Origin of the sequence: Streptomyces sp. NBC_00454 (assembly GCF_041434015.1) — a bacterium.
GTDB lineage: Bacteria > Actinomycetota > Actinomycetes > Streptomycetales > Streptomycetaceae > Streptomyces.
In genome coordinates this window covers 7,773,899-7,799,695 of the sequence record NZ_CP107907.1, presented here as the reverse complement: position 1 = coordinate 7,799,695, position 25,797 = coordinate 7,773,899, and the positions used below count along the sequence as shown (strand labels likewise).

The 25,797-nt window shown below is 68.2% G+C and carries 23 protein-coding genes; 20 read left to right on the top strand and 3 right to left on the bottom strand.

The annotated features are described in order from the left end of the window. Window positions 1-9 precede the first annotated feature (9 nt). The 3 genes from OHU74_RS35580 (at window position 10) to OHU74_RS35570 (ending at window position 3,709) form a co-directional block, all read left to right on the top strand. Window positions 10-2,373 (top strand): phosphoketolase, encoded by a 2,364-nt coding sequence (locus OHU74_RS35580; RefSeq protein ID WP_371614051.1) that lies wholly within the window; start codon window positions 10-12, stop codon window positions 2,371-2,373. Window positions 2,374-2,490: 117 nt separating this feature from the next. Beyond that, window positions 2,491-2,976 carry a Crp/Fnr family transcriptional regulator gene (locus tag OHU74_RS35575; protein WP_371614052.1) on the top strand — a complete coding sequence of 162 codons (486 nt, stop codon included), beginning with the start codon at window positions 2,491-2,493 and terminating at the stop codon, window positions 2,974-2,976. Window positions 2,977-3,019: 43 nt separating this feature from the next. After that, the gene (locus OHU74_RS35570) at window positions 3,020-3,709 is read left to right on the top strand and encodes a response regulator (protein ID WP_371614053.1); all 690 of its coding nucleotides are present in this window, start codon (window positions 3,020-3,022) and stop codon (window positions 3,707-3,709) included. On the opposite strand, the gene OHU74_RS35565 is transcribed toward OHU74_RS35570, so the two are convergent. After that, window positions 3,706-5,442 (bottom strand): GAF domain-containing sensor histidine kinase, encoded by a 1,737-nt coding sequence (locus OHU74_RS35565; protein ID WP_371614054.1) that lies wholly within the window; start codon window positions 5,440-5,442, stop codon window positions 3,706-3,708. The genes OHU74_RS35570 and OHU74_RS35565 overlap by 4 nt on opposite strands. Window positions 5,443-5,862: 420 nt before the next feature. On the opposite strand from OHU74_RS35565, the gene OHU74_RS35560 reads away from it, so the two are divergent. Together OHU74_RS35560 and OHU74_RS35555 are read left to right on the top strand one after the other, a co-directional pair. Further along, on the top strand, window positions 5,863-6,477 hold the full coding sequence (locus OHU74_RS35560; protein ID WP_371614055.1) for a CBS domain-containing protein: 615 nt from the start codon (window positions 5,863-5,865) through the stop codon (window positions 6,475-6,477). 161 nt (window positions 6,478-6,638) lie between these two features. Continuing rightward, window positions 6,639-7,502, top strand: coding sequence for a slipin family protein (locus tag OHU74_RS35555; protein ID WP_371614056.1), 864 nt, complete (start codon window positions 6,639-6,641; stop codon window positions 7,500-7,502). A gap of 324 nt (window positions 7,503-7,826) precedes the next feature. Here the strand turns inward: OHU74_RS35555 and OHU74_RS35550 are convergent, their stop codons facing one another. Then, entirely contained in the window at window positions 7,827-8,915 is a 1,089-nt protein-coding gene (locus OHU74_RS35550; protein WP_371614057.1) for a zinc-dependent alcohol dehydrogenase family protein, read from the bottom strand. Window positions 8,916-9,291: 376 nt separating this feature from the next. Between OHU74_RS35550 and OHU74_RS35545 the strand changes: the two genes are divergently transcribed. The 7 genes from OHU74_RS35545 (at window position 9,292) to OHU74_RS35515 (ending at window position 14,018) form a co-directional block, all read left to right on the top strand. Then, complete coding sequence (locus OHU74_RS35545) at window positions 9,292-9,888, top strand: DUF5994 family protein (RefSeq protein ID WP_371614058.1); 597 nt, start codon at window positions 9,292-9,294, stop codon at window positions 9,886-9,888. 158 nt (window positions 9,889-10,046) lie between these two features. After that, a complete protein-coding gene (locus OHU74_RS35540) occupies window positions 10,047-10,877 on the top strand; it encodes a hypothetical protein (RefSeq protein ID WP_371614059.1) in 831 nt (276 codons plus the stop codon). Window positions 10,878-11,439: 562 nt separating this feature from the next. Further along, a complete protein-coding gene (locus tag OHU74_RS35535; RefSeq protein ID WP_371614060.1) occupies window positions 11,440-11,652 on the top strand; it encodes a hypothetical protein in 213 nt (70 codons plus the stop codon). 216 nt (window positions 11,653-11,868) lie between these two features. Further along, on the top strand, window positions 11,869-12,024 hold the full coding sequence (locus OHU74_RS35530) for a DUF6131 family protein (RefSeq protein ID WP_330294842.1): 156 nt from the start codon (window positions 11,869-11,871) through the stop codon (window positions 12,022-12,024). 146 nt (window positions 12,025-12,170) lie between these two features. Further along, a complete protein-coding gene (locus OHU74_RS35525; RefSeq protein WP_371614061.1) occupies window positions 12,171-12,596 on the top strand; it encodes an NADPH-dependent FMN reductase in 426 nt (141 codons plus the stop codon). Window positions 12,597-12,759: 163 nt separating this feature from the next. Next, window positions 12,760-13,137 (top strand): nuclear transport factor 2 family protein, encoded by a 378-nt coding sequence (locus tag OHU74_RS35520; RefSeq protein WP_371614062.1) that lies wholly within the window; start codon window positions 12,760-12,762, stop codon window positions 13,135-13,137. 236 nt (window positions 13,138-13,373) lie between these two features. After that, window positions 13,374-14,018 (top strand): dihydrofolate reductase family protein, encoded by a 645-nt coding sequence (locus tag OHU74_RS35515; RefSeq protein ID WP_371614063.1) that lies wholly within the window; start codon window positions 13,374-13,376, stop codon window positions 14,016-14,018. Window positions 14,019-14,210: 192 nt separating this feature from the next. Here the strand turns inward: OHU74_RS35515 and OHU74_RS35510 are convergent, their stop codons facing one another. Next, window positions 14,211-14,684 carry a nuclear transport factor 2 family protein gene (locus OHU74_RS35510; RefSeq protein ID WP_371614064.1) on the bottom strand — a complete coding sequence of 158 codons (474 nt, stop codon included), beginning with the start codon at window positions 14,682-14,684 and terminating at the stop codon, window positions 14,211-14,213. 684 nt (window positions 14,685-15,368) lie between these two features. On the opposite strand from OHU74_RS35510, the gene OHU74_RS35505 reads away from it, so the two are divergent. The 8 genes from OHU74_RS35505 to OHU74_RS35470 all read left to right on the top strand — a co-directional run bounded on the left by OHU74_RS35505 (window position 15,369) and on the right by OHU74_RS35470 (window position 25,632). Continuing rightward, entirely contained in the window at window positions 15,369-15,566 is a 198-nt protein-coding gene (locus OHU74_RS35505; protein ID WP_330300632.1) for an FDLD family class I lanthipeptide, read from the top strand. A 191-nt stretch (window positions 15,567-15,757) separates the two neighbouring features. Then, window positions 15,758-17,011: a lanthionine synthetase C family protein gene (locus OHU74_RS35500; protein WP_371619524.1), complete on the top strand. Its 1,254-nt coding sequence runs from the start codon at window positions 15,758-15,760 to the stop codon at window positions 17,009-17,011. Between the two features lie 185 nt (window positions 17,012-17,196). Then, on the top strand, window positions 17,197-20,274 hold the full coding sequence (locus OHU74_RS35495) for a lantibiotic dehydratase (protein ID WP_371614065.1): 3,078 nt from the start codon (window positions 17,197-17,199) through the stop codon (window positions 20,272-20,274). Continuing rightward, on the top strand, window positions 20,271-22,118 hold the full coding sequence (locus OHU74_RS35490) for an ABC transporter ATP-binding protein (RefSeq protein WP_371614066.1): 1,848 nt from the start codon (window positions 20,271-20,273) through the stop codon (window positions 22,116-22,118). Before OHU74_RS35495 ends, OHU74_RS35490 begins: the two co-directional genes overlap by 4 nt. Window positions 22,119-22,254: 136 nt before the next feature. Continuing rightward, window positions 22,255-23,235 carry an LLM class flavin-dependent oxidoreductase gene (locus tag OHU74_RS35485; protein ID WP_371614067.1) on the top strand — a complete coding sequence of 327 codons (981 nt, stop codon included), beginning with the start codon at window positions 22,255-22,257 and terminating at the stop codon, window positions 23,233-23,235. 5 nt (window positions 23,236-23,240) lie between these two features. Further along, complete coding sequence (locus OHU74_RS35480) at window positions 23,241-23,642, top strand: hypothetical protein (RefSeq protein ID WP_371614068.1); 402 nt, start codon at window positions 23,241-23,243, stop codon at window positions 23,640-23,642. Window positions 23,643-23,869: 227 nt separating this feature from the next. Next, window positions 23,870-24,982: a sensor histidine kinase gene (locus OHU74_RS35475; protein WP_371614069.1), complete on the top strand. Its 1,113-nt coding sequence runs from the start codon at window positions 23,870-23,872 to the stop codon at window positions 24,980-24,982. Further along, window positions 24,979-25,632 carry a response regulator gene (locus OHU74_RS35470; RefSeq protein ID WP_371614070.1) on the top strand — a complete coding sequence of 218 codons (654 nt, stop codon included), beginning with the start codon at window positions 24,979-24,981 and terminating at the stop codon, window positions 25,630-25,632. Before OHU74_RS35475 ends, OHU74_RS35470 begins: the two co-directional genes overlap by 4 nt. The last annotated feature ends 165 nt before the right edge of the window (window positions 25,633-25,797 follow it).

Here is a 25,797-nt window from a genome sequence, read left to right as displayed (position 1 = left end):
GGAGCGCTCATGACCACCACGTACCGGATCGCCGAGCTGGACGCGCACTGGCGCGCCGCGAACTACCTGGCCGTCGGCCAGATCTACCTCCTGGACAACCCGCTGCTCGCCGAGCCGCTGCGGCCCGAGCACATCAAGCCGCGGCTGCTCGGCCACTGGGGCACCGCCCCCGGCCTGAACCTCGTCCACACCCACCTGAACCGGGTGATCAAGGAGCGTTCACTGGAGGCCCTGTGCGTCTGGGGACCCGGCCACGGAGGGGCAGCCGTACTCGCCAACTCCTGGCTGGAGGGCACGTACACCGAGACCTACCCGGACATCGGCCGGGACGCGGACGGGATGCGCAGGCTGTTCCGCCAGTTCTCCTTCCCCGGCGGCGTACCGAGTCACGTAGCGCCGGAAACGCCGGGCTCCGTCCACGAGGGCGGCGAGCTCGGCTACTCGCTGGCCCACGCGTACGGGGCCGCCTTCGACCATCCCGGTCTGCTGGTGGCCTGCGTCATCGGCGACGGCGAGGCGGAGACGGGGCCGCTGGCCGCCTCCTGGCACTCGAACAAGTTCCTGGACCCGGTCCACGACGGCGCCGTCCTGCCGATCCTGCACCTCAACGGATACAAGATCGCCAATCCGACCGTGCTGTCGCGGATCCCGGAGCAGGAGCTCGACGCACTGCTGCGCGGCTACGGGCACGAGCCCCTCTACGTCTCCGGCAGCGACCCCGCCCTCGTCCACCCGGCCATGGCCGGAGCCATGGACCGGGCCCTCGACCGCATCCACGCCATCCAGCGGGAAGCGCGGGGCGCAGGCACGGATCCGGGCGCTGAGCGTGCGCGCTGGCCGATGATCGTCCTGCGGACCCCCAAGGGGTGGACGGGTCCCGCGACCGTCGACGGCCAACCCGTCGAGGGCACCTGGCGGGCGCACCAGGTGCCGCTCGCCGAGGTCCGCGAGAACCCCGATCATCTGCGGCAGCTGGAGACCTGGATGCGTTCCTACCGGCCGGAGGAGCTCTTCGACGCCGAGGGCCGTCCGGTGTCCTCCGCGCTGACCTGCGTACCGGAGGGGGAGCGCCGCCTGGGCGCGAGCCCGTACGCCAACGGCGGCCGACTACTGCGCTCGCTCCCGCTGCCCGGGCTCGACGCGTGGGCCGTCACCGTGGAGAAGCCCGGGAGCACCCTGCACGAGCCGACCCGCGTCCTGGGCCGCTACCTCGCGCAGGTCATGAGGGACACCGCCGGACGGCGGGACTTCCGGGTCGTCGGACCGGACGAGACGGCGAGCAACCACCTCGACGACCTGTACGACGTCACCGGCAAGGCCTGGCAGGGCAGCACGGAGCCCACCGACCAGAACCTGTCCCGGGACGGCCGGGTCATGGAGATCCTTTCCGAGCACGTGTGCCAGGGCTGGCTGGAGGGGTACCTCCTCACCGGCCGCCACGGCCTGTTCTCCACGTACGAGGCCTTCGCCCACATCGTCGACTCCATGGTCGGCCAGCACATCAAATGGCTGAAGAACGCCTGCACGCTGAGCTGGCGCGCGCCCGTCGCGTCCCTCAACTACCTGCTCACCTCGCACGTCTGGCGCCAGGACAGCAACGGCTTCTCCCACCAGGACCCCGGATTCGTCGACCACGTCCTCAACAAGAGCCCGGACGTCGTACGGGTCTACCTGCCGCCGGACGCCAACACCCTCCTTGCGGTGGCCGATCACGCCCTGCGCAGCCGTGACCGGGTGAACGTGATCGTCGCGGGCAAGCAGCCCTGCTTCGACTGGCTGCCCATCGGGGAGGCCCGCGCGCACGTGGCTCGCGGCGCCGGAGTCTGGGACTGGGCGGGGACCGACCACGGCTCCCGCGAGCCGGACGTCGTGCTCGCCTGCGCCGGCGACGTACCCACCATGGAGGTCCTGGCCGCCTCGGCCCTGCTCCGCGAGCACCTCCCCTCGCTGGCCGTCCGGGTCGTCAACGTCGTGGACATCGCCCGGCTGATGCCCCACGAGGAGCACCCGCACGGCATGACCGACACCGAGTACAACGCCCTCTTCACCATCGACAAGCCGGTGGTCTTCGCCTACCACGGCTATCCGTGGCTCATCCACCGCCTCGCCTACCGCCGGACCGGCCACGCCCAGCTGCACGTCCGCGGCTACAAGGAGTCCGGGACCACCACCACCCCCTTCGACATGGTCGTCCGCAACGACCTCGACCGGTACCGGCTCGTCATGGACGTCATCGACCGCGTCCCCGGACTCGCCGGCCGCGCAGCGGCCCTGCGCCAGAGCATGTGCGACCAGCGGATCCGCCACCACGATTGGATCCGCGCCCACGGAACCGACCTGCCGGAGGTCGCCGACTGGTCCTGGCCCTACTGATCGCCCGCCCGGGCCGATACGGGTGGGCCGTCCGGGTCGGGGAAGGTACCGAACGGCCCTTCCTGGGCCGGCCGCCATGGGCGGAGGCTGGTAGGCGCACCCGAACGGAGAACCGCCATGAGCACCTCTTCCTTCCACAGGCTCAGCTCCTCCCCCGATGTCTTCTCCCGCGCCCTGTCCCCGGAGCACCGCGCCAGCCTGTTGGCCCTGGCCCACGAGGCGGATTTCCCCGCCGGCACGCGACTGTTCAACCAGGGCGGGCACGCCGGCCGGTTCTGGGTCCTCCGGTCGGGCAACGTGGGCATGGACGTGCACGTACCCGGCAGGCAGGCCGCGGTGGTCGAAACGGTCGGCCCCGGCGAGCTCGTCGGCTGGTCCTGGCTGTTCCGTCCCTACACCTGGCACTTCGGCGCCGAGGCCATGACGCCGGTGCGCACCGACGAGTTCGATGCCGCCGCCGTGCGGGCGCTGATGGATGCCGATCCCGCGCTCACCTCCGCAATCTGGCACTGGGTGGGGCAGGTGCTCGCCCACCGGCTGATCTCCGCCGAGATCCGGCTGCTCGACCTGTACGCACCCCACGGCAGCGGAAGCCGCATCTGAGACAATTGTTCCCAGACGTATCCGACCCGAGGGTGTGGCGTGGATGTCCGATGCACCAGCTGCCTCCCCGGCCCCCATCCGGGTGTTCCTCCTCGACGACCACGAGGTCGTCCGGCGCGGACTGCACGACCTGCTGGACTCCGAGCCGGACATCGAGGTGGTGGGTGAGGCGGCGACGGCCGCACAGGCCCTGGCCCGGGGGCCGGCGCTGCGGCCCGACGTCGCTGTGCTCGACGTACGGCTGCCCGACAGCGACGGCATCACCGTCTGCCGTGAGCTGCGCTCGCGCATGCCGGATCTCGCCTGTCTCATGCTGACGTCCTTCGACGACGAGGACGCCCTGCTCGACGCCATCATGGCGGGCGCCGCCGGGTACGTACTGAAGCAGATCAAGGGCTCCGACCTGGTCGCCGCCGTCCGCACGGTGGCGACGGGCCAGTCGATGCTCGACCCCGCGACGACGGCCCGTCTGATGAGCTCGCTCCGGGACCCGACCGCCGGGAAGCCGCCCGGGGACGAGCGACTGACGGTGCTCTCCGAGCGCGAGCGAGCCGTACTCGAGCTGATCGGCGAGGGCCTCACCAACCGTCAGATCGGCAAACGCCTCTTCCTCTCCGAGAAGACGGTCAAGAACCACATCTCACGGCTGCTCGCCAAGCTGGGCGTCGAACGCCGCGTGCAGGCCGCTGTCATCGCCGCCGAGGTGCGCGAGCACGACGAGACCGGCCGCTAGGTCGTCTCTTTCGGATCTTGCCGGGCAGGTCCGATCGGGATCCGCCAGTCCAGACGCGTTCCGGCACCGTCCGGGCGCGGTGAGACGGACAGCCCGCCCCCGCGGGCCTCGGCGCGCTCCGCGAGGTTGCGCAGACCGCTGCGACGGCCACCGTCCGCGACACCCACGCCGTCGTCACTCACCGTTACTTCCAGCACGCCGTCCGCCAGGACGATCGCGACCTCCACCCGCGCCGCCCGCGCGTGCCGGGCCACGTTGGTCAGGGCCTCTCCGAGCACGGCTACCACGTCGTCGGCGGCCGGGGCCGGCACATCGGTGTCGATCAGCCCCTCCATGCGCAGGGCGGGCGCGAACCCGAGCAGCGCCGCCGCCTCACCCACGGCCCGAACCGCGCGGACCCGGAGTCTCGGGGTACTGCCTGCCGCCTCGTGGTCGCGGAGTCCGAAGATCGTCGACCGGATGATCTTGATCGTCTCGTCCAGGTCGTCGATCGACCGGCTCAGCCGCTCGGACGCCTCGGGGTGCTCCACGAAGCGCTGCGCGCTCTGCAAGGTCATTCCCGTGGCGAAGAGCCGCTGGATCGCCAGATCGTGCAGGTCGCGGGCGATCCGGTCACGGTCCGCCAGGAGGCTCACCTTCTCGGTGTCCCGGCGCCGGTCGGCCAGCTCCAGCGCCAGGGCCGCCTGCCCCGCGAAGCCCGGCAGGGGCGCGACCTCGGCCCCCGCGAACGCCGGCCGCCCCGTACACCGTGCCAGCATCAGCACGCCCCGCAGCTTCGCCCTCGTGCCCACCGTGACCGCCACGGCCGGCCCGAAGCCCGTCCACGTGTCCGGCTGCGCCGCGGCCCGGGCGTCGGTGGCCACATCTGCCAAGGTGATCAGTCCGTCCCGCGCCAGGACGACGGCGGCCAGGATGCCCTCGCTGCCGGGCAGCACGATCCCGCGGTGTGCTTCGGCGCCCTCCCCCAGGGCCAGCGAGCCGCGCAGCTCGCCGCCGGGCCCCACCTGGTAGAAAACGCACATGTCGGCCGAGATGATGTCCCGGGCCCGCTCCAGCATGCCCTCCAGCACCTCGATCTCGGAGGAGCCGGACAGCAGCGCGCTCGTGAAATCGGAGCTGGCCGCCAGCCAGCGCTCCCGGAGCCGGACCTCCTCGTACAGGCGGGCGTTGTCCACGGCGACGCCGGCGGCAACCGCGAGGGTGGACAAGACGCCCTCGTCCTCCGCGTCGAAGCCCTTCCCGCCCCGCTTCTCCGTCAGGTAGAGGTTGCCGAACACTTCGTCCCGGACCCGGATCGGTACGCCGAGGAAGGAGCGCATCGGCGGGTGGTGCTCCGGAAACCCGGCGGAGGCCGCATGCTCCGAGAGATCTCCCAGGCGCAGCGGCCGCGGGTGCCTGATCAGCTCGCCCAGCAGTCCGTGTCCGGTGGGCAGGGCCCCGATCTGCGCCCGGAGCTGGTCGCTGATGCCCACCGGGAGGAACTCGGCGAGTTTCTCGTCGTCCCCCACCACGCCCAGCGCACCGTACTCCGCGTCCACGAGGACCACTGCGGCCTCCACGATGCCGCGCAGCACCTGGGCCAGGTCCAGCTCCTGCCCCAGCGACATGACCGCCTTGAGCAGGCCCGTCAACCGGTCACGGGTATCCCGCGCGTCGGTGATCTGTTCCTGGAGCGCGTCCAGCCCCGGCTGCGGAATCCGGCTCGCCGAAGCATCCCGATCGTCCCCGACCATGAACACCTCCGGCGGCGAGGGGCTCTGCGCACCGCCCGGTCTTCAGCGTAGCCCTCCGCCGACCGGCCGGTCCCGGTCGGAACCACGGGTGACGGTCACGCGAGGCCCGGACCGCAGCGAATCCGGTCAGCCGATGCCCAAAGGCAGGGGCACGATGTCCGTTCACCCGCCCGGGACGGTGATCATAGGGCAGCGGGCACGGTGCCGTCCTCCCATGACGAGCAGGTCCGCATGGCGCGATGCCTCGACCAGGACCGAAGCCGCCGACACGCTCGTCGTCGACGGCACGCCGCTGAGGACCGATCAGTCCCCGTACAGGCCCGTTCGGCCCTCGCACCACGGGCGGACTCGGCGGATGGTGGCTGGTGAAGGCGCTCCGCAAGGTGCGCTCGCTGGCCGAAGCCGACAGGAGGGCCACAGATGAAGCACGCCAAGGTCGGCTTCCTGATGACCGACGAGGTCGTCTCGGTCCTCGGGAGGACTCCGTCCGCGGACGTGGCCGCGCTGCTCGTCGAGCACGAGATCAGCGGCGTACCGGTTCTGGACGCGGACGAGCGCGTCCTCGGAGTCATTTCGCGGACCGATCTGCTCGTCCAAGACCACCTCACCGCTGAAGACTTGATGACCGCGCCGGCCGTCACGGTCCACGCCGAACAGACCGTCACCGAGGCCGCCCGCCTCATTACCCGACGCGGGGTGACGCGGCTGCCGGTCGTCGACGAGGAGGACCGCCTGGTCGGCATCGTGACCCGCCGGGACCTGCTCCGCGTGTTTCTGCGCCCGGACCACGAGATACACCGGGTGCTGGTCGAGGACGTGCTGGCGGAAACGATGGGTATCGGTGCCGATGCCGTGAGCGTGCGTGTCGTGGACGGGGTCGTCACCTTGGACGGCCGACTGCCCAGGAGCAGCCAGATTCCCGTCGCGCTCCGGCTCGCGGGACAGTTGGACGGTGTGGTCGCGGTCATCGACCAGCTCACGGCTTACTCCAACGACACCCGCACCCGCACCGCTGCGCCGGATCATCCCCGCTGACGCGGGATGTGGACCGTTCGGCCCCTGCCCGCCCCACCCGCACCGCGCAACCATGGAAGCGAGGCAGGCTCGCCGCCCCCGTCACACCGGTGCCGAGAGCCCTGCAGACGGACCCGGGTCATCCCCTTGCTCCGCCACCGCACTTCGTGAGGAGCATCTTCATGGAAGTCCTGATCTTCGCGCTGATCGCCATGGCCGTGGTTGCCCTGATAGGGCTGCCGATGGCCCTGAAGATCGTCAAGCAGTACGAGCAGGGCGTGCTGTTCCGCTTCGGCCGGCTCACCGGGACCCGCGCGCCGGGCCTGCGGGTCATCGTGCCGTTCGCGGACGTCCTGCACCGGGTGTCCTTGCGGATCGTCACCATGCCCATCCAGTCCCAGGGCATCATCACCCGGGACAACGTCAGCGTCGACGTCTCCGCCGTCGCCTACTTCCGCGTCGTCGACGCCGTGAAATCGGTCATCGCCATCGAGAACGTGGGCGCGGCCATCAATCAGATCGCCCAGACCACCCTGCGCAAGGTCGTCGGGCAGCACACCCTCGACGAAACCCTGTCGGAGACCGACCGCATCAATCTCGGCATCCGCGAGATCCTCGATGTCACCACCGCCGAATGGGGCGTCGAGGTCACCCTGGTCGAACTGAAGGACATCCAGCTGCCCGACAGCATGAAGCGCGCGATGGCCCGCCAGGCCGAGGCCGAACGGGAGAAGAGGGCCAAGATCATCAACGCGGAGGGCGAGTCGCTGGCCGCCGCCGCGCTCGGCGACGCCTCCGACACCATGATGGCCCACCCCCTCGCCCTGCAACTGCGCAACCTGCAGAGCCTCGTGGAGATCGGCGTGGACAAGAACACCACCGTGGTCTTCCCCGCCCCGCTCATGAGCACCATCGGCGAACTCGGCGCCTTCCTCGCCCGCGAGACCGCGGCCGCGACACTCCAGACACCGCGTGCGACGGAGATCACCACTCCGCTCCCCAGCCCGTCCCCGCCGAACGGAGCGCGAGCGGTCAAGACCATGTGACCGAAAGTTGGCGCCGCCGTGCGGAGGATGATCTCCGTACGGCGGCGTCAACTGCTGTGGGGGCGTTCAGTACCTGCTCTCTCAGTACGGCAGGACGCGCCCCGACGGTGTGCGCAGGTCGAGGGGCAGGGGGCGGTGCGGCCGTGGCCGGGGTGCCGAGATCTGGATCCGAGGCATGGTGGATCACCTCTTCGAGAGCGGAACCGGGTCGGGTCCGCACTCCAGAATCACCCGGCGGGACGTTCGTTCGGCAGGGCCGACGGGGACAGACGTGGGGGCCGACCGGCCCCACTTCAGCACTGGCGCCGTGGCGCACCAGGGCTGTCATGCCTTCTGGACGCGCGTCGGGTTCGATACGGCCGGGTCGTCGTGGCGCGGCCCGCCCAGCACGACCTTCAGCGCGCCCGTCTCACCGGCACGGGAGAACACCTCGTACGCCTCTTCCATCTGTCCCAGCTCGAAACGATGGGTGATCAGCGACGAGGTCGGCAGCCGGCCGGCCGCCAGCATGCGCAGCAGCATCGGCGTGGAGCAGGTGTCCACGAGCCCGGTGGTGATGGTGACGTCTTTGATCCACAGGTCTTCGAGGTGCAGGGTCGCGGGCTTGCCGTGGACACCGATGTTCGCGACCCGGCCGCCCGGGCGGACCATGCGGGTGCACATCTCGAAGGTCTCGGGCGCTCCGACGGCCTCCATGACGACGTCCGCGCCGAGACCGTCGGTCAGGTCGCCCACGAGCATTCCCGGTTCCTCGGCCGCGCTCACGACCGCGTCCGCTCCCAGCTCACGGGCCTTCGCCAGCCGGGACGGTGCGAGGTCCACGGCGATGACACGGGCCGGCGAGTACAACCGGGCCGTAGCGATGGCCGCGAGTCCTACGGGGCCGGCGCCGACAATGACGACGGTGTCCCCGGGCCGCACGTTCCCGTTCAGCACTCCCACCTCGTAGGCAGTGGGGAAGATGTCCGCGAGCAGGACGGCGTCGGCGCTGTCGACCGTGCTCGGCAGTGGGTACACGGAGAGGTCGGCGAACGGCACGCGGACGTACTCGGCCTGGGTTCCGTCGATGGTGTGGCCGAGTACCCAGCCACCGCCCCCGCGGCACTGCCCGTAGCGGCTCTCACGGCAGAACCGACACCGGCCGCACGAGGAGATGCAGGAGACCAGCACCCGGTCGCCGGGCCGCACCGTGCGGACGTCACCGCCGCACTCCACCACCGTGCCCACGGCCTCGTGCCCGAGTACCCGGCCGGGAGTCACCTCCGGCAGGTCACCCTTGACGATGTGCAGGTCCGTACCGCAGATCGTCACCGCGTCGACCCGCACGATCACGTCGGCGGGATCCTTGATGCCCGGCTCCGGCACCTCCTGCCACGCGGTGCGCCCCGGTCCCTGGAAGACGAGTGCCTTCATGACGCCAACTCTCCATGTATCCCGTGCTCCGGCAAAGGTCACTTCAGGCTGTCCCCGCCGCTCGGTTCGCGGACAAGGCCGGACGGTCCCGCACCGGGGACCGACAGGCCCGTCCGGCCCGTGCCGTGGACGTGTGATGGTGGATGGCGGGGTCTCCTTCACCGGAGGACGGCCGTCGATCTCCGGGGCTGATGACGGCTCCCGCCCGTCACCGCTCGGACGGAAATACCTGATCAGAACCCCTTTTGATCTCCGCACCGGAGTAGGCTGGAGATACCGGGAGTATTTCGCGCATCGGATGCAACTCAGGTGTCATTTCCGGCGATCAATACGCCGGACCGTCGAACTGCGGGCGGCCCGGAGACAGGTCTCCACCATGACCGTCGCCCTGGAACGCACCACGCCTGCCACGCCATCCTCACCCTCGCCACTCGCTACGGCGCCGCCTCGCCCCGCTCGCCTCGTGCTCACGCCGAAGACCACCCTCTCCGGGCAGCTGGACGGTGCCTGGTGGCCCCGCTCCCGTGACCTCGCAGCCGAACTCCCCGTTCTCGTCGCCGCCTTGGCCGAGCCCTGGGGGCGCATCACCCGCGTCACCGTGAACCCCACCCGCTGGCCCGTCATCCCGCACAAGGTCCTCGCCGCAGGACACACCCTGCACGTGGGCTGGTTCACCGAACAGGACCCCGACAAGCTGATCCTGCTCTCCTACACCGTCGGCCGCTGGGACCTCCTCGTCGTCCCGCCCCAGACCGCACCCGCCGCCGCGGCCCGGCTGATGGCCGCCGCCGCCGTCCCCGGCAGCGTCCTGACCGCCCGCGCACTGATCGCCGCCGAAGCCGTCATCGGCCGAAGGCCCGACCTCCGGAACCGGGAAGACGCCTGGGAGAGCGAAGGCGGGGCACGCGTATCCGACATCGGCTCCCTCGCCAGGCTGCCGGTCGGCCCGCTGTCCGCCGGCGCTTGGTGGTGAGCCTCGTCCGCAGGATGTCGCCGTCGCAGCAGGAGAACGACCATCGAGTACTGAGGCCGGGCGTCGCCGTGCCGACCTCAGGCCGGTGCAGCGGCAACATCGGCGCTCTGCTCGGGTCCTCCCCGCTAACGGAGGTTTTCAGGACTAGCCTTCGCATCATGCTGCGCATTGCCGACACCCGGACCGGCCGCTTCGTGGAGGTTCCTTCCGGACACCGCCACCTGCTGCGCATCTGTGTCCACCTGCCGGCCATCAGCGCCCGGGTCGACGCGGTGGACCTGCGGGCGCCCCTGGTCGGTGACGTACTGGCGCGTACCGCGGAGCTGCGTGGTCTGCAGGCCCTCACGGTCCTCATCACACCGGACCTGGCGCATGAGCAAGGCCAGGCGCTCGATCGCGCCATGGCCGTTCTCGGCATCCACCCGCCCGCCACCGTCGGTGCACACCAACTCACCGGGACGCTGTGCGCCGCTGCCGACGTGCACCTTCTCGCGTCCGGCGCTGCCGCTCAAGACGGGGTCGGCGGGATCCTGGTCGACGTGGGCCAGGTCAGCCCGGCACCCCCGGACGGGGACATCCCGGACGGAGCCCCTCTCCTCGCCTCGGGTCTTCTGGACGAGTTCGCCCCGGCGGGGACCGATCCGTTGGCTGTGAGGATGCTGTTGCTCGGGCACGCCCACCACACGCCGGTCACGGTCACCGGCGCAGGGCTCACCGAGGCCCGGCGGACGCTGCGGCGCTGGCGACAGCAGGTGGCCGACTGGGCGCAGGAGCCCTCCAGGCCGATCCCCGCCGACCTGCTGCAACAGGCACAGGCCGCCCTCGCCGACGATCTCGGCGTCCCTGCCGTCCTGGACATGCTGCGCAGTGTGGCCGGGCGCGCCGATGTGCCGGCCGGCGCCAAATTCGAGACGTTCGCCTTTCTCGACCGGATCCTCGGGCTGGACCTCGCGCGCGAGGTGGGGCACCAGCACCCGGCGACGCCATGACGTCAGGCGGCTCCCGGCACCTGGACGTCCTGCGGCACGCCAAGCCTGCCTGGCCGCTGCCGGCCGACCACGAACGGCCGCTCGCCCCGCCTCGAGATGGCCGTACCCAGCGGCCCGCACCCCTGACGGGACAGCACCGGCCGGCATGCCGGTCCGTCCCCGACCGGTGGAACGGGTGATCTTCCTCGGCAGTTCGACCGTCACGGCCCGCTTCCCGTCTTTGCGGGGCCGCAGGGTGTGGGCACCGGGCTGCCAATCGTTGAAGTCGCCCACCACGCTGACCGGGCCGGGTGGGGTGTCGGTGGCCAGGACGAAGGTGACCTCCGTGCGGTTCTTGCGCAGCGTGCGCTCCAGCATGGTGCGGGCTCCTGACAGCAGGTGGGGTGGGGATCGTGCCCACCCTCGGACTGAAGGGATGGCCCGCCTTCCGACGCCGCCACATCGAGGGACGGGCGTCACCCGTGTGCCTCGCTTCGTAGTCGACATGATGCAGACCGTCACCCTGCGTGTCAGCGTGATCCGAGAGGAATCCGTACCCCACGCATCAAGAGGAGTCGCCGTCATGGGCAGTACGCAGGACAAGCATCAGGAGCCGGGCAAGGGCCGCGAGGCGCAGGAGCACCGTCGCCCCGGAGACCCTGCGCACCCCCAGCCGGGCAAGCCGTCCCGCGAGCAGGGCCAGAAGTCGGGCCAGAAGCCGGGCGAGGAAGAGGCTTCACGTCGTCGCGAGGACGACCTGCTGCACGAAGAGGACCTGCACGACGAGAACTTCTGACCAGAGCACCACTCGTCCCAGTACGCAGAGCCCGGCCGGTCAACAGTCACCCCGGCCGGGATCTGTCACGCCGCGCCCGATGCCGGCCTTGAGGCCCGCAGCTGCACATGCCGTCGACGCCACGGCAGGACTGCGCTGTCCGGGAAGAAACCAGCGGAGGGCGGATCTATCCTGGAAAGAGGGGCCCTGCCTCATTCCGTGAGATCGAAGGACATCATGATCGTCCTCGGCATCATCCTGCTGGTCATCGGCTACGTGGTCGGCTTCGCCATCCTGTCCACCATCGGAATCATCTTGGTCGTCGTCGGCATCATCCTGTGGATCCTGGGATCCGTCGGACACAAGGTCGGCGGACGCCGACACTATTGGTAGCCACCCCTGACCTTGCACGGCAAACAGCCCGTCCCACACGGCCCGACGCCGCGGCCGCGTAACAAGACGGCCGTCTCGCCTCATCCTGCCGCGCCTCCGAACGCGCACAACACCGGCCAGTGTCTCCCCCACGTCCAGGAGATCGCGTGGGCAGCCAGCGGCCGATGCAAGTACAGGGCCGTCCCCATCTCGACGCGCCGATGCCGCCCTCCCTCGGCCACTACCAGAACGAGCACACCCGGCGCTGGGCCGCAACCTTTGCCGCGTACGACGGATTCGTCATCGTCACCCCCGAGTACAACCACGGCATCCCCGGTGTGCTCAAGAACGCCCTGGACTACCTCTACGCCGAGTGGAACATCAAGGCCCTCGGCCTGGTCTCCTACGGGGCCGCGGGCGGCGCACGCTCCGCCGAACAACTGCGCCTTCTCGCCGCCGGACTCCAGATGGCCGACGTACGCCAGCAAGTCGTGCTCTCCCTGCACACCGACTTCGAGAACCTCAGCGTCTTCACACCCGGCGACCACAACCTGCATGCGCTGAACACCATGCTCGACCAAGTCATCGCCTGAACCAGGGCCCTCGCCCCGCTACGGACCGCCACCGCCGTCGCGACCTGACCGGCTCGGCCGCGTCGGCCGCAGTGGCCCTCCGCCCCACCAACCGACCAGCCCACACGAACGGACTCACCATGACCAGATCCCCCGCCGATCTGATGCGGTCAACCTTCTCGAGGTGTTCAACGAGCCCGACCCGGACCGCCGGGCCGCGGTCATCGCCGAGAACTGCGCCGAAGACGTCGTGTGGCACGAACCGGACCGCATCAATCGTGGGCGCACGGACTTCGTGAGCCGCGCCGCAGAGTTGCTCGCCGAGAAACCGGACTGGGTCTTCCGACCCGCGGGCACCCCGTCGGAGCTCGACGACATCGGCCACCTCGGCTTCCAGTACGGCCCTGCCGACGGTCAACCAACGGCGGTCAACGGCATGGACATCGCCCGCACCACAGACGGCGTCATCGTCGAGCTCTACACGATCGTCACGGAGATCCGTCAGCCACTCGACCGGAGCCGAAGCCCTGAGCGGAGGCCCCTCGGTCAGCAGGGCCGGTAGGACGAGATGGGCTGCCCGCTGTCTGTGACAGCTCCCTCAAGCCTCCTCGATGACCGAGCAGAAAGTGAAGGGCTCCGCAGACGCGGATGCCCCCTCACGACAGGAGCCTGCCCAAACCACGCAAACCTCGCAGGTCGGTACTCTGGGTACCCCAGTTTCTGCCCGGTCACGGACGCAGCGATGAGTTTTCCCGGCCCGGCAAGTCTCACCATCGTTGTCGACAACAGGAGGAGCACGTGGCTCAGCTGCTGAGAGTCCAGAACTTCAACGTCTCGAGTGACGGGATCGGTGCCGGTGCGGACCAGACCCTCGAGAGGCCATTCGGTCATGTCGATCCCGAGAGGCTGTTCTCCTGGGCCGGCGCCACCGCGAGCTGGCCCATGCGCAGCGACCCCGGCGGGAGCCGGGGCCTCGACGACTACCTCACGCGAGACTACGCACGTAACATCGGCGCCGAGATCATGGGCCGCAACAAATTCGGGCCCCAGCGCGGGCCCTGGAAAGACCACGACTGGCACGGCTGGTGGGGTGCCGAGCCCCCGTTCCACACCCCGGTGTTCGTGATGACCCACCACAAGCGTCCTTCGTTCACGCTCTCCGACACCACGTTCCACTTCGTCGACGGCGACCCGGCCGCGGTCCTCGAACTGGCACGGGAAGCGGCGCAGGGCAAGGACGTCCGGCTCGGCGGCGGGGCCACCACCATCCGGGAGTTCCTTGACGCCGACCTCGTCGACACCATGCACGTGGCGGTCTCACCGGTGAAGCTCGGGTCCGGAGTACGTCTCTGGGAGTCACCCGATGAGCTGCTCGACCGGTTCCACCTCGATGTCGTGCCCAGCCCCAGCGGTGTGACGCACCACCTGTTCTGGCGAAAATGACCGGTCCTCAGGGCTGGCCCCGGCAGGGTGTTCTGCCTGCCGGGGCCAGCCCTGAGACGGGCCGTCGAGCACCCCGATGCTGCCCTGGCAAGTACCCCAGGGCTGTCAAAACTCGGGCTCTGGCTCACGTTCTGTGGAGTGTCACTGCCCGTGGCGCAAGACCCTTGACGGCCGGTCGGCTGGGAGTCGTTCTCATGACTGGCCGGGCCCGTCGAGGCGTTCCGTGGGACCGGCGAAGGAGAGGAAGAGAGTCCGGGTGGTGAGGAGCCAGGTGTCGTCCCGCTTGCAGAACGTGTCTTCGTAGTGCCCCACCTGAACCGGGGGCCGCGGCGGTACGAGGCCCTCGCTGTAGCCGTCGACACGGTACGTGGTGAAGTAGGTGGTGGCGGTGGCGGTGTCCGCAGAGGTCACGGTAACCAGGATGTTGGTGCATATACGGCGCGACAGTCGGTCTGCGGGCCGGTTGCCGAAGTAGATGCGCAGGGCGTCGTGACCCGCAATGCGGCGGTCGCCGGCGGGCCATTCCCAGGTGCCGTCCTGCGTGAAGAGGTCGGCCACCGAGCCCGGGTCCCCGAGGTCGAGCCGGTGGACGAACTCGACGACCAGCCGCTCACAAGCCCGCTCTGCGAGCAGGCGCTCGATCGGGTCAAGAGTTTCAGCATTCATGATCAACTCATATCAGGTCGCCCCTGACTGAGGCAGCCTCACCCGAGCTGGACCCCGGTTCCGGGCGCATGTTCTCCAGAGCCGTGCCCGTCCGTGGCCGCCCCCCACCTGCCGAATCCGTGACTGAGTCCGTGACCAGGCGGGCCGGCTCCTCTCCGGTCCGACAACTCCCCCAGCACTTCCTGCGCCCGCCGGCTTCCGACAAGGAAGGCCGCTCAGCACCGCGTTCCCCACTGCGCGCGCACTCACGAACGGGTGACGCTTCCCCCGCCGCCGGCGCGGGTCAGCCAGCCTGGCCAGCCTCTCCGAGCAGATACCCGAGCACGCGGTGCTGACGCGAAGGCGACTTGGCCGGACAGACGCCGGCGGACTGGCGGCACATCGGAACTCCAGCGGTTCAGGGCTACTTGGGAAGGTCGCCCCGTCCAAGTGGAGTTTCGCTGCGTTCGTGACGGATCAGCTCCGACCCGCCGCACAGCTGCGGCCTGCGGACTCACATGAGCACCGGACCTTTGAAACGCTCCTGCGCCACCGGCACTTAGGTCTATCAGGATCAGACTTAAGTCGTACTGCATTGGATGCGCAACCACGCCTAGATTTGTAGCAGGCAGGCCGATGCTGGATAGGCATGGCCAGCCTTCCAATTTCAGCGTTACGAGACAGAAATCACGATGGGGAGTTCCCGTGAGCAATGCCTTTAATCTTGACGCCCGCGTATCGTCCACTGGCGGTCAGGACCCGCAGGTGCAGCAGGCCACCCCGACGGTGGCTATCAGCATTGCCAGCCGAGTCGGATGCAAGAAGGCGATCAACTGGACCATCAAGCGGACCATCGCGATGACGACCGCTTGCGCCTCGCAGCGCACCAAGGGGAAGTGCTGAGGGTCCTCCTCGGCTTTCCCTTGACCCTTCTTGGTTAGACCCCGGGTCTGAGCCTGAGCTGCTCAGGCCCGGGGTCTCACCCTGTTGCATATGGCGACCATGAGATGTATACGCGAGAAAACCACCGCTCCGAAGTATTTCTGCCGAGCCACTTGGCCGGTCGGTGCCGCACACTGGCTGCTGCGGTGCGCATGTCCCTGATGACTCCGGAGCAGGTGGCCGAGTCCGTCCGCTCGGCCGCAAGTCAATCTCCTGGTGCAATTCTGTGGACTGGTCCGTCACTGAGTGGCGGCTATGCGGGGCTGGCCCTGATGCATCTGCAGGCCGCAGGCGAAGGAGCCGACGAAGCGGACCCCGAGACGGCCTTTCAGTTCCTTCGGGCGGCTTTCCGTGCCACCCGTGATGAACCGCTGAATTATCCGGGGCTGTTTGACGGAACCACCGGATTGGCCTTGGCCATGAGCGAGTGTGTCCAGCTGGAGCCCCGGTTTCAGTCGAGCCTGGACTCCCTCCATGAACAGTTGGCCGATCAGGTGCTGCGGATGGAGTGGCCAAAGGCTGAAGGCGGTGTTTCGGACCACCACTACGACTTGATCTCTGGTGCGGCTGGAATTCTCCCATATCTCAGCCGGATACCGAATCCCAGTCCGCGTATCTCTGCGGCGACCGAATACGCACTCGACTATCTTGTCTGGCTGGCCAGTGCACCCTCGCGCAAGGGGATGTCGAACCGATGGTTCATCGCACCCGCGCACTACTTCTCCGCTGATGACCTGATCGGCTATCCATACGGATATCTCGACACCGGCATGGCGCACGGGATAGCCGGCGTGGTTACGGCTCTGGCCGCGGCGTGGAGCGCTGGGGTCCGGCGCCCCGGTCACCGCGAGGCCCTCGAGCTCGCCGCTGCCTGGCTCATCGCACTGGGTGAGACCCGTTCGGGCCGCCCGCAGACGCCCCGTCGGGTGGCCGTATCGGTGGAGGGAGCCGAGCGGCCGGACTTCGCCGAGCCGGACGCGACAGCTTGGTGCTACGGGTCTCCGGGGATGGCGACGGCACTGCTGATCGCCGCCGAAGCCCTCCGGGACCAAGGTATGCGCGTGCAGGCATGTGCGGTGTTCGAGCGGGCGCTCACCAGTGGCTTGGACCCACAGGTGGCCTCTTCGCCGACGATGTGCCACGGCCTGGGGGGAATCGTCGCGATGTGCCAGGAGTTCGCGACAGCAGGCAGTCGGACCGCCGCGGCAGCGCTTCCCCGTCTGGTCGAAGACCTACTGGCCTTGAGTGAACCAGAGACGCCATCGGTCTTTCGGGACCGTCCGAAATCAGGCGGCGCAGTGGGCGACCCGGGCCTGCTCACCGGAGCGGCGGGCGTGGCCATGACCTTGCAGAGCGTCAGCGGGGGCGTCAGATCTTCCTGGTCGCAGACGTTGTTCTCGCGATGACCGAAAGCAGAAACGGAACGATGACAGTGTCTACAGCTCCCAGGCGTGCTCAGCGGAACGGCTCGGCTCCGGGTTATGAGCATGCGGGGTTCTTCATGCTCCGTGCCCCTGCTCTGCCGGTGGACCAGTGGACCGCTCTCACCCGTCCCTCACCGACCGAGCTCTGCGGCGTTGAAGATTCCTCGGTGGACCCCCTGGTCGCCCACACCCGGACCCAACTGCGGGCTCTCGTTGGTACCGACCAGGTCCAGCATGCTCTGACGGCCGCCGGGAGCAGCCTCGTTGACGGGCTGAGCAGGCTCAGCGAAACGGTCCAGCCCGCAAGTGGTTCAGCGGGCAAGGAGGCGGAGAAGAAGATCGGTCGGATTTACGGTGGGGCCCTGCGCTACATCACCCGGATGAGCACCCGCCCTACCCCCTTCGGGGTCTTCTCCGGAATCGGACTCGGAGAGTTCGCCGGCCGGACCACCGCCCGTTTGGGGGCTGAGGCCCTGGCTGAGCAGCGTGTTCGACCGGATATGGGATGGCTGCTGGCCCTGATCAAGCAAGTGGAGGAGGACTCGACGCTCCTGCCGGAGCTTCGGGTCGTGGTCAATGCCTTGGCCTACCCGGCTGGCGAGCGGTTGGTCTTGCCCTGTTCCGATGTCTATGGACAGGAGGACCGGCGTGCGGCCCGCGTACGCGCCTCAACTGCGGTGTCCGCGGTTCTGGAACTGGCCGCCACCCCGCTCCCGTACCGATCCCTCATGGCGGGACTCAACGAGCGGTTCCCTGAGGTGGGGCTTTCGCAGGTGGAAGCCTTCCTGCGGGAACTGGTCGGCCTCAACTTCCTCATCAGTGACCTGCGACCTCCGGTGACCCTGGCACGCCCTGAGGAGCATGTTCTCGACCGCCTCGCCGAGGTGCCTGCGGCCTCGACGTTGGCGATGCGGCTGCGGGAGGTGTCCATGCTCGGGAAGAAAATGACGCGTGGGGACACTGCGACGCTGCGAGAACTGCGAGCCAAGCAACGGGAACTGGTCGCCGGCCGGGATCGGCAGCCATTCCAGCTGGACGCTCGGCTCGACCTCCCCGAGAAGTGTCTCAACGAGCGCGTGGCCATTGAGGTGGCCGATGCCGTGGGTTGCCTGTCCATGCTCAGCCAGGCGGCGGGCGGAGATTACCACCACCTGGCGCAATACCACTCGGCCTTCCTGGAGCGCTACGGCACCGACGTCATGGTTCCCGTCCTGGAGGTACTCAGCCCGGAAGGTGGGCTGGACGCCCCGGAGGGATACACCCGACCGCCACGCGCTTTCCCCCTGCCCGATGTCCCCCAGCCCGACGGATCAGCTCGCAGCCGGGTTCTGATGGCACTGGCGGCCCGAGCCTGGCGCAACGGTGACAGCGAAGTCGAGCTTACGGACGATCTGCTCGCCGAACTGACAGCCGATGCTGCGGACACCGGGAGGACACTGCCGGCGGCGCCGGCGATAGACGCCTATGTGCAGCTGCAGGCAGCCGATCCTTCCAGCCTTGACGCAGGCCGTTGGCGGGCGGTCCTCAACACGGACGGCCTGGCCATGGGAGGCCGGACCTTCGGTCGGTTCTTCGACCTGCTGGGTGCGGACGGCGTCACTAAGCTGCGTGAGTACGCGCTGGCCCGGGAGGCACTGGAGCCCGACGTCGTCCATGCAGAGGTGGCATACCTCCCGCCGGATGGACGGAGCGGCAACGTCACTGTCCGACCCGGACTGCACCAGTACGAGATACCGGTGAACGTGACGCCTTCAGTCGAGGCCGACGACGTCATCAACCTCTCGGATGTCTTCGTCTACGCCACGGACGAGGGCCTGCGTCTGTACTCTGCCCGGCTCGGCAGGGAACTAGTGGCTGTGCAGAACCACATGCTCGCCCCGTTCGCCGCCCCGAATGTCTGCCGATTCATGCTGGAGGTCTCGCAGTCCCGGTGGTCCAGCCCGGCGGGATTCGACTGGGGGCCGGTCGAGGGTGCCCCGTTCCTGCCACGAGTGACACGGGGCAAGGTGGTCCTGCGTCCTGCGGAATGGACGCTCCCCCCTGCCGCGCCGGATCGGGCGAACCCCCGCTCCCTGCACACCACCCAGGACGTGGCACGGTGGCGCGCGGACTGGGCGGTGCCGCGCCATGTCTACCTCGCCGACCATGACAACAGGCTGCTTCTCGATCTGGACCACCCTCTCTGCGTGAAGGAACTGCTGAGCGAGCTCCGAAGTGCCACCGGCACGGTGTCGATTCAGGAGATGCTGCCCGGGCTGGAGGAGCTGTGGCTTCGGGACGAGGACGGGCGTGGCTACCTCTCAGAGGTGGTCATCCCCTTGATCACTCGTGCCGCCGCCGTGCGGCCTGCGCCGGAGCAGGTGCCCGCACGGCTGATGGTGAGTACCGAGCCCGCTACTGATCGGCATCTTCCGGGATCACGATGGTCCTTCCTGAAGTTGTACGCGGCAAAGGATGTCCACGACGAGATCGTCGTGAACCATCTGCGCAAGTTCGTTACGGAGCTGCGCACGACGGGTGAAGCGGACCGGTGGTTCTACATCCGCTATGCCGACCCCATGCCGCATCTGCGGATACGGATCCGGGCCGGAAGCGACCAGGGTGCGGGCCGGGTTCTGACCCGTCTGATGGAATGGGGCAGGGATCTGGTGGAGCGGGGTATTGCCTCCGATCTCCAGGTCGCGGCCTACCATCCGGAAATCGGGCGATACGGAGGCCCGGCGGCATTCGATCCCATCGAGCGGCTGTTTGAAGCCGGGAGCGACCTGAGCTCCGAGCTGCTCTCCATGCTCTGGCACAAGAGCATCGACGCAGACCCTGACCTCGTGACCATCGCCGCGGTAGACGCTCTCTACGCGCAGTGGGGTCTCGATGTCCCCCAACGACTGGCCGCCACCCACACCCCGCTGGAGGACCTGGCGGCCCGCGACCGCTACCGTGCCCAACGGGACTACCTGTGCACGCTGCTGCAGCCCGAGAGCCGCCGTCCGCATGCGCGTGGGCGGGCCCACCACGGCCTGCTCGCTCCGGTCTTCGCCAGACACGCCGCTGCCGCGGCACGAGCGGCATCGGCGGTCGCTGAGGCCGAGGCAGCAGGCGTCCTGCGCGGCAGTCGCGACAGCATCTTGTCGAGCCTGGCGCACATGCAGGTCAACCGGCTCATGCCCATCGACCGCGCCGCGGAGGAACGCTGCTACCTGGTCTGGCGCCAGACCCTGCGCTGTCTGCGGGGCAGGCCGGCATGAGCGCACCGATACCCTCTCCCACCGCCGCGCAACAGATGGCACAGAACCGCAACACCTCGCGTGGTGGGGCGTACTGGCTGTCCGTGGTGAGGGAGTTCTGGCGCCTCAGCCCGCTGCGCGTCACCGGTATGACCGGGCTCACGTGGCTGTCCGCCCTGTTCCCCGCGGTCCAGATCGCCCTGACGGCAAGCGCGGTGCAAGGCGTGGCCGACGTCGCCGGCGGCACGCCGGACGCGATGAATTCCGTGATCTTCGCCGCCACTGCCATGGTCGTCCTCGCCGTCACCAGCCATCTGATCGGCGCAGCGGTGCAGTATCTCGGCACCCTGCTGGAGCTGGAGTTCACCACCAAGATCGGTGAACAGGTCATGCTCAAAGGTACCCAGATGGACCTGCAGACATATGAGGATGCCCATTCCTACGACCGGCTCCAACGGGCCCTCAGAGAGAGCGGCGGGGGCACGGCTTTCCAGATCTTCGATGAAATGGTCCGCACGGTCACCTCTGCCATCTCACTGGTGTCCGTCAGTGCGGTCCTGTTGGCCTGGAACCCATGGATAGCACTGGTGATCATCATCTCGCCGGTGCCCGCACTGATCGCCCACATCGTCTTCAGCAAGCGTGGATACGAGATCGAGTACGACCGGACACAGGACAGGAGACGCACGAACTACTATCAGTCCCTGACCACCACGGACTCGTCCTTCAAGGAAGTCAAGCTCTACCAGCTGGGACCGTATTTCGTTGAGCGGTACCGGATCCTGGTCAATCAGTTCTTCCGGGTGGATCGCGCACTCGCGCGGCGCCAGCAGGGCTGGGCGGCCGGGATGGGCTTGCTGAGCGTCCTCATCTCATCGAGCGCGCTGGTCTTCGCGCTCTTCGACACCGCGGACACCGGCCGCATGGGCGAACTCGCCGGATACCTGGCGGCGATCGGCGCAGTCCAGGCCGCGGCATCCGGCTTGCTGATGGGATTCGCCACCCTGTACCAGAGCACGCTGTTCGTCGGGGACCTCTTCGACTACCTACGCCTTCCGGACAACGGAATCAGTGGCGGATCCCGCGCATTCCCCGAGAAGCTGAAAAAGGGAATCGAATTCCGGAATGTATCGTTCCGATACCCGGGCACCGACGTGACCGCACTGGAAGACTTCAGCTGCTTCATCCCGGCCGGTACGTGCTGCGCCCTGGTGGGGCAGAACGGCGCAGGGAAGAGCACCGTCGTCAAGCTCCTGTCCCGGCTCTACGCTCCGACCAGTGGCCAGATCCTCATCGACGACATACCGATCGAAGAATACGACACGGACGATCTTCAGCGGAACATAGGGGTTGTCTTCCAGGACTTCATCCGATACGAGATGACCGCCCGGGAAAACATCGGTTTCGGCCGAGTGGAAGATATGACCAACGCGGGCCGGGTGCGAACCGCAGCCGCCGCCAGTGGCGCGGATGCCGTGATCTCGCGGCTGCCGGACGGGTACGACACGATCCTTGGGCGTCATTTCGAGGACGGCAGGCAGCTGTCCGGCGGTCAGTGGCAGAAGATGGCGATCTCCCGGGCCTTCATGCGAAGTGCTCCGATCGCGATCCTGGACGAGCCTACTGCCTCCATCGACGCGGAAGCCGAGTCCGAGATATTTGCGGGACTTCGGGATCTTTACGGGAAGGCCACGTCGCTAGTGATCTCGCACCGGTTCTCCACCGTGCGCATAGCGGACAAAATCATGGTCCTGGACGGCGGGAAACTCATCGAGGACGGATCGCACGACGAACTGATGAAGGCCGGCGGAACATATGCCTACCTGTTCAGCCTCCAGGCCGAGGCATACCTGGCAGATGGCTGACAATGCCTGGCGCCGCCTGCCTTCCTCCCTCTCTTGCCCGACCTCTTATTGCCCTGTCCCGAAAGTGAGGTAAATCGTGCTCGCGACACCACAAGCACGAGCAGCCCAGCCGAGAGTCTCCGTCCTCTATCCCCTGATGGCTTACGATCTCGACGACCTCGCCCGGTTCGCCCGGGCCGTCCAGGACTTCGGCCTGGATCGGCTCTACCTGGGCCAGTCCACCCTCGTGGAGAGTCACCAGGCAGTCGCATACCTGGCAGGGATGGGCCTGCGCGTACCCGTTGGACTCAGCGTGGCGCTGACCCCGCTACGGCACCCGATGGACGCCGCGGTCCAGGCGCGCTCCCTGGCCGTCCTCACCGGCAGCGAGGTCGTCGCGGGATATGGGATAGGGGATCCTGACTTCGTCGCCTCGCTGCGGGGGGAACGGTACGCAAGCCCGCGAACCGCCATCGCCGAGTATCTGTCCATCATGCGGGGGCTGCTGGACGGCGATGCCGTGGAGTTTCGCGGCGAGTACTTCTCCATGGATGACGGCCTCCACCAGATACCGAATCCCGGCGTCTCCCTCGGAGCGGGACTGCTGCGTCCGAAGATGGCGCATACGGTCGGTCAGACCGCAGACGTCGCCATCACCCTCCTCACTCCGCCGGCTTACCTCTCGAAGACCCTGCGGCCCGCTCTGCGAGAAGGCGCGGAATCCGTCGGACGTGCGGTGCCACGAGTCGCCACGATCGTCTCAGCCGCGTTGGAGCGACCGTCCCGGGATCCTCGAAAGCTGGCCTACGCGGCCCATGAGTCCCACCTTTCCGGCCCTCACTATGCGGCCATGCTGCGCGCCGCCGGCCTCAGGGTGGATCCAGGCGATCCCTGGGCTGGGGCCAAGTCGTTGGTGGAAGGCGGAGTATTTGCCTATGGCACACCCGAGAGCCTCTCTGCACAGGTCGCCGAGTACCAGCTCCACGGGGAGGATGAGATAGTCCTCAATGTCCTCGGCGTTCTTCTCACCGAAGGAGTCGATGCCGCGCTGGCCGACCTCGCAACCATGGTGCACTCCATCAGGGGAGACAGCAGCATTGATTCCGGCGTGACCCAAACCCTCCACCGAGTTCACTAGGGACCATGATTCAGCTCTTCATCGAAGCCACGTTCTGGCTGTGTTTCGACAGCATCCTCTGGATCACCAGGAGACGCATCACCAAACGTCGTACTGCCCGATTGGTCGCCGCTTTCCATCGCGGTGAAACCATTCGCATTCCCTGCATGGCAGGCTTCCTGGGCGAGGGCCTTGAGAAAAGGTCTCGCGTGCTGATCGTGAGCCACGGGGAGGTCCGGATTGCGGATCGGTGGCGAACGGGATCCGGCGACGTCATCAGTCCGTCGGCGGTCACGGTGGATCAATGCTCCGAGCGCTCCGCAATCATGACGTGCGATGTGGGGAACAGCAGGCTCGAGATAGTGCTCCCCACCCAGGAGCAGACATTGGTGGAGATCATCACCCGGTCGGTCCGCGGCCAAGGCTGACGAGACGATCCGGCAGTGCTCGATCACGTTTGGGCCCGAGTGCGCCGCTGTTCTGCGCCACCGTCAGCCGAAACCGGGCCACCAGTGGCATCTGCTCGAGGCCTTCGCCCGGCCTGCCACTTCGCAGATGGGTCCGATATATCCTAGGTTCAGCCTGCTGATCCCATACGGTGGTATTTAGCGGAAAGCGAGAGTATGGGGTGCAGGTGCGGCTGAGCAGGGCGGATGTGGGACTGAGTGCGGGCACCGTCGTACTCGGTGTAGCGGACGCCGTCACCGCACGCCATGTCTCCGATTTCGGTCTCCTCGCCGACGACCTCTGGGTCGAAGTCGCGATCGCCGGCGTTCTCGGCCTTCTCCTGCTGTTCCGCCGCTTCTGGCCCCTTCCTGTGGCAGCGGCGGTGATCGTCGGGGACTTGCTCGCGTACGCACCGGCCGCCCTCGCCCTGGCCATGTTCACCGTTGCCAGGCAGGTCCGCCCCCCTGCCTGGCTGTGGGGCACCGTCGGCACAGCCTTGGTGCTGCACGCGCTCGCCATGGGCTGCCCGTGCGCAGGCGTGGCCAGCCGTACGGTCTCCCAACTGCTCGGATTCGTGGCAGTGCCGGCACTCGCGGGGCTGTACCTGCGAACCCGCCACGAACTGGCTGGGCTGATCGCTGAGGAGAACCGCGAGCGGGCCATTGTGCAGGAGCGCTCCCGGATCGCCAAGGAGATGCACGACGTCGTTGCCCACCGGGTCAGCCATATGGTGCTGCGGGCCGGCGCGATCGAAGTGGCCGCCGACCGGGGCACCGCCTGGGTGGCCCAAGAAGCCTGCGCCATCGCCGACACTGGACGCGAGGCCGTCGAGGAGCTCCACACCATCCTCGGCGTGCTCTCCACCGGCTCCACAGCCCCAGCGCCCCGGGCCCCCCAGCCCACACTGGAGAACCTCCCGGACCTCGTCACCGACGCCCAGGCGATCGGCCTGCCTACCACCCTGACCATGCAGGGCACGGCTCCCGACGAACTCCCGCCAGACACACAGCGCACTGTGTACCGGCTGGTCCAAGAGGCGCTCACCAACGCCGCGAAATACGCACCCGGCGCCCGCACCCGCGTCAGTCTCGAACGCCTCCCGGGCGCCGTGCGGCTGGACATCGTCAACGAACGGCCCCCGCAGCGCGGCACGTCCCCCCTCCCCAGCGGCGGGTTCGGCCTCATCGGCATGCGGGAACGCGTTGACTTGCTCGGCGGCACCTTCCACTCCGGCGCCACTCCCGAAGGCGGCTTTCGGGTACAGGCATACATCCCGGTCACCGGACCGGCACACGCACCCCACAAGGAGTCGGCCCCTTGATCACCATCCTGATCTCCGACGACGACGCCGTGGTCCGCGCCGGACTGCGCACCATCCTGGAGTCAGCCGACGACATCACTGTCATCGGCGAGGCCGCCGACGGCGAGGACGCCCTCACCCAGGCCCGGGCCCTCACCCCCGAAGTCGTACTCATGGACATCCGCATGCCCCGCCTCGACGGCCTGACCGCCACGCGACGTCTGACCACCATGCCCGATCCGCCCAAGGTGATCATCCTGACCACCTTCACCCTCGACGAATACGTCGACGAGGCCGTACAGGCCGGCGCCTCGGGCTATCTCCGCAAGGACACCCAGCCCAGAGACCTCATCCACGCCGTACGCAGCGTCGCTGCCGGAGACGCAGTGCTGTCCCCCTCCGTCACCCGGCGAGTCCTCTCCACCGCTCATACCGCCAGACCAGCCGTCGACCCCGCCCTGCGCGCACGCCTCGGCACCCTGACCCCGCGCGAACGGGAAGTCCTCGTCCTGGTCGGCCAAGGACTGTCCAACGCCTCTATCTCCGCCACCTTGTTCATGTCGGAATCCACTGTGAAAGCCCACGTCAGCAACGTGCTGTCCAAACTCGGTGCCGACAACCGCGTCCAGGCCGCGATCCTCTCCCACCAAGCGGGACTCACCAACGAGTGAACCGCCCCGGACCGGCCAGAGATCCCGGGCACCCCGTCCTCTTCACCGACTGGCTCGCCAGTCCTGTTTCGGGTCGCGAAGCGGCTCGAGAGCGCCGCGACCTCGTCCTCGTCCTCGCCGCGCGGGGAGTCGTTCACGCGCGCGTCCAGGTCGCCCGCGCTGTGA

Bases quoted from the DNA above. Each gene is read 5' to 3' on its own strand.
- OHU74_RS35560 (WP_371614055.1), top strand. From the start codon at position 5,863: ATGAAGCACGCCAAGGTCGGCTTCCTGATGACCGACGAGGTCGTCTCG.
- OHU74_RS35565 (WP_371614054.1), bottom strand. From the start codon at position 5,442: ATGGTCGGGGACGATCGGGATGCTTCGGCGAGCCGGATTCCGCAGCCG.
- OHU74_RS35540 (WP_371614059.1), top strand. From the start codon at position 10,047: ATGCTGCGCATTGCCGACACCCGGACCGGCCGCTTCGTGGAGGTTCCT.
- OHU74_RS35580 (WP_371614051.1), top strand. From the start codon at position 10: ATGACCACCACGTACCGGATCGCCGAGCTGGACGCGCACTGGCGCGCC.
- OHU74_RS35530 (WP_330294842.1), top strand. From the start codon at position 11,869: ATGATCGTCCTCGGCATCATCCTGCTGGTCATCGGCTACGTGGTCGGC.
- OHU74_RS35510 (WP_371614064.1), bottom strand. From the start codon at position 14,684: ATGAATGCTGAAACTCTTGACCCGATCGAGCGCCTGCTCGCAGAGCGG.
- OHU74_RS35490 (WP_371614066.1), top strand. From the start codon at position 20,271: ATGAGCGCACCGATACCCTCTCCCACCGCCGCGCAACAGATGGCACAG.
- OHU74_RS35575 (WP_371614052.1), top strand. From the start codon at position 2,491: ATGAGCACCTCTTCCTTCCACAGGCTCAGCTCCTCCCCCGATGTCTTC.
- OHU74_RS35555 (WP_371614056.1), top strand. From the start codon at position 6,639: ATGGAAGTCCTGATCTTCGCGCTGATCGCCATGGCCGTGGTTGCCCTG.
- OHU74_RS35480 (WP_371614068.1), top strand. From the start codon at position 23,241: ATGATTCAGCTCTTCATCGAAGCCACGTTCTGGCTGTGTTTCGACAGC.
- OHU74_RS35545 (WP_371614058.1), top strand. From the start codon at position 9,292: ATGACCGTCGCCCTGGAACGCACCACGCCTGCCACGCCATCCTCACCC.
- OHU74_RS35500 (WP_371619524.1), top strand. From the start codon at position 15,758: ATGTCCCTGATGACTCCGGAGCAGGTGGCCGAGTCCGTCCGCTCGGCC.
- OHU74_RS35485 (WP_371614067.1), top strand. From the start codon at position 22,255: ATGGCTTACGATCTCGACGACCTCGCCCGGTTCGCCCGGGCCGTCCAG.
- OHU74_RS35535 (WP_371614060.1), top strand. From the start codon at position 11,440: ATGGGCAGTACGCAGGACAAGCATCAGGAGCCGGGCAAGGGCCGCGAG.
- OHU74_RS35570 (WP_371614053.1), top strand. From the start codon at position 3,020: ATGTCCGATGCACCAGCTGCCTCCCCGGCCCCCATCCGGGTGTTCCTC.
- OHU74_RS35550 (WP_371614057.1), bottom strand. From the start codon at position 8,915: ATGAAGGCACTCGTCTTCCAGGGACCGGGGCGCACCGCGTGGCAGGAG.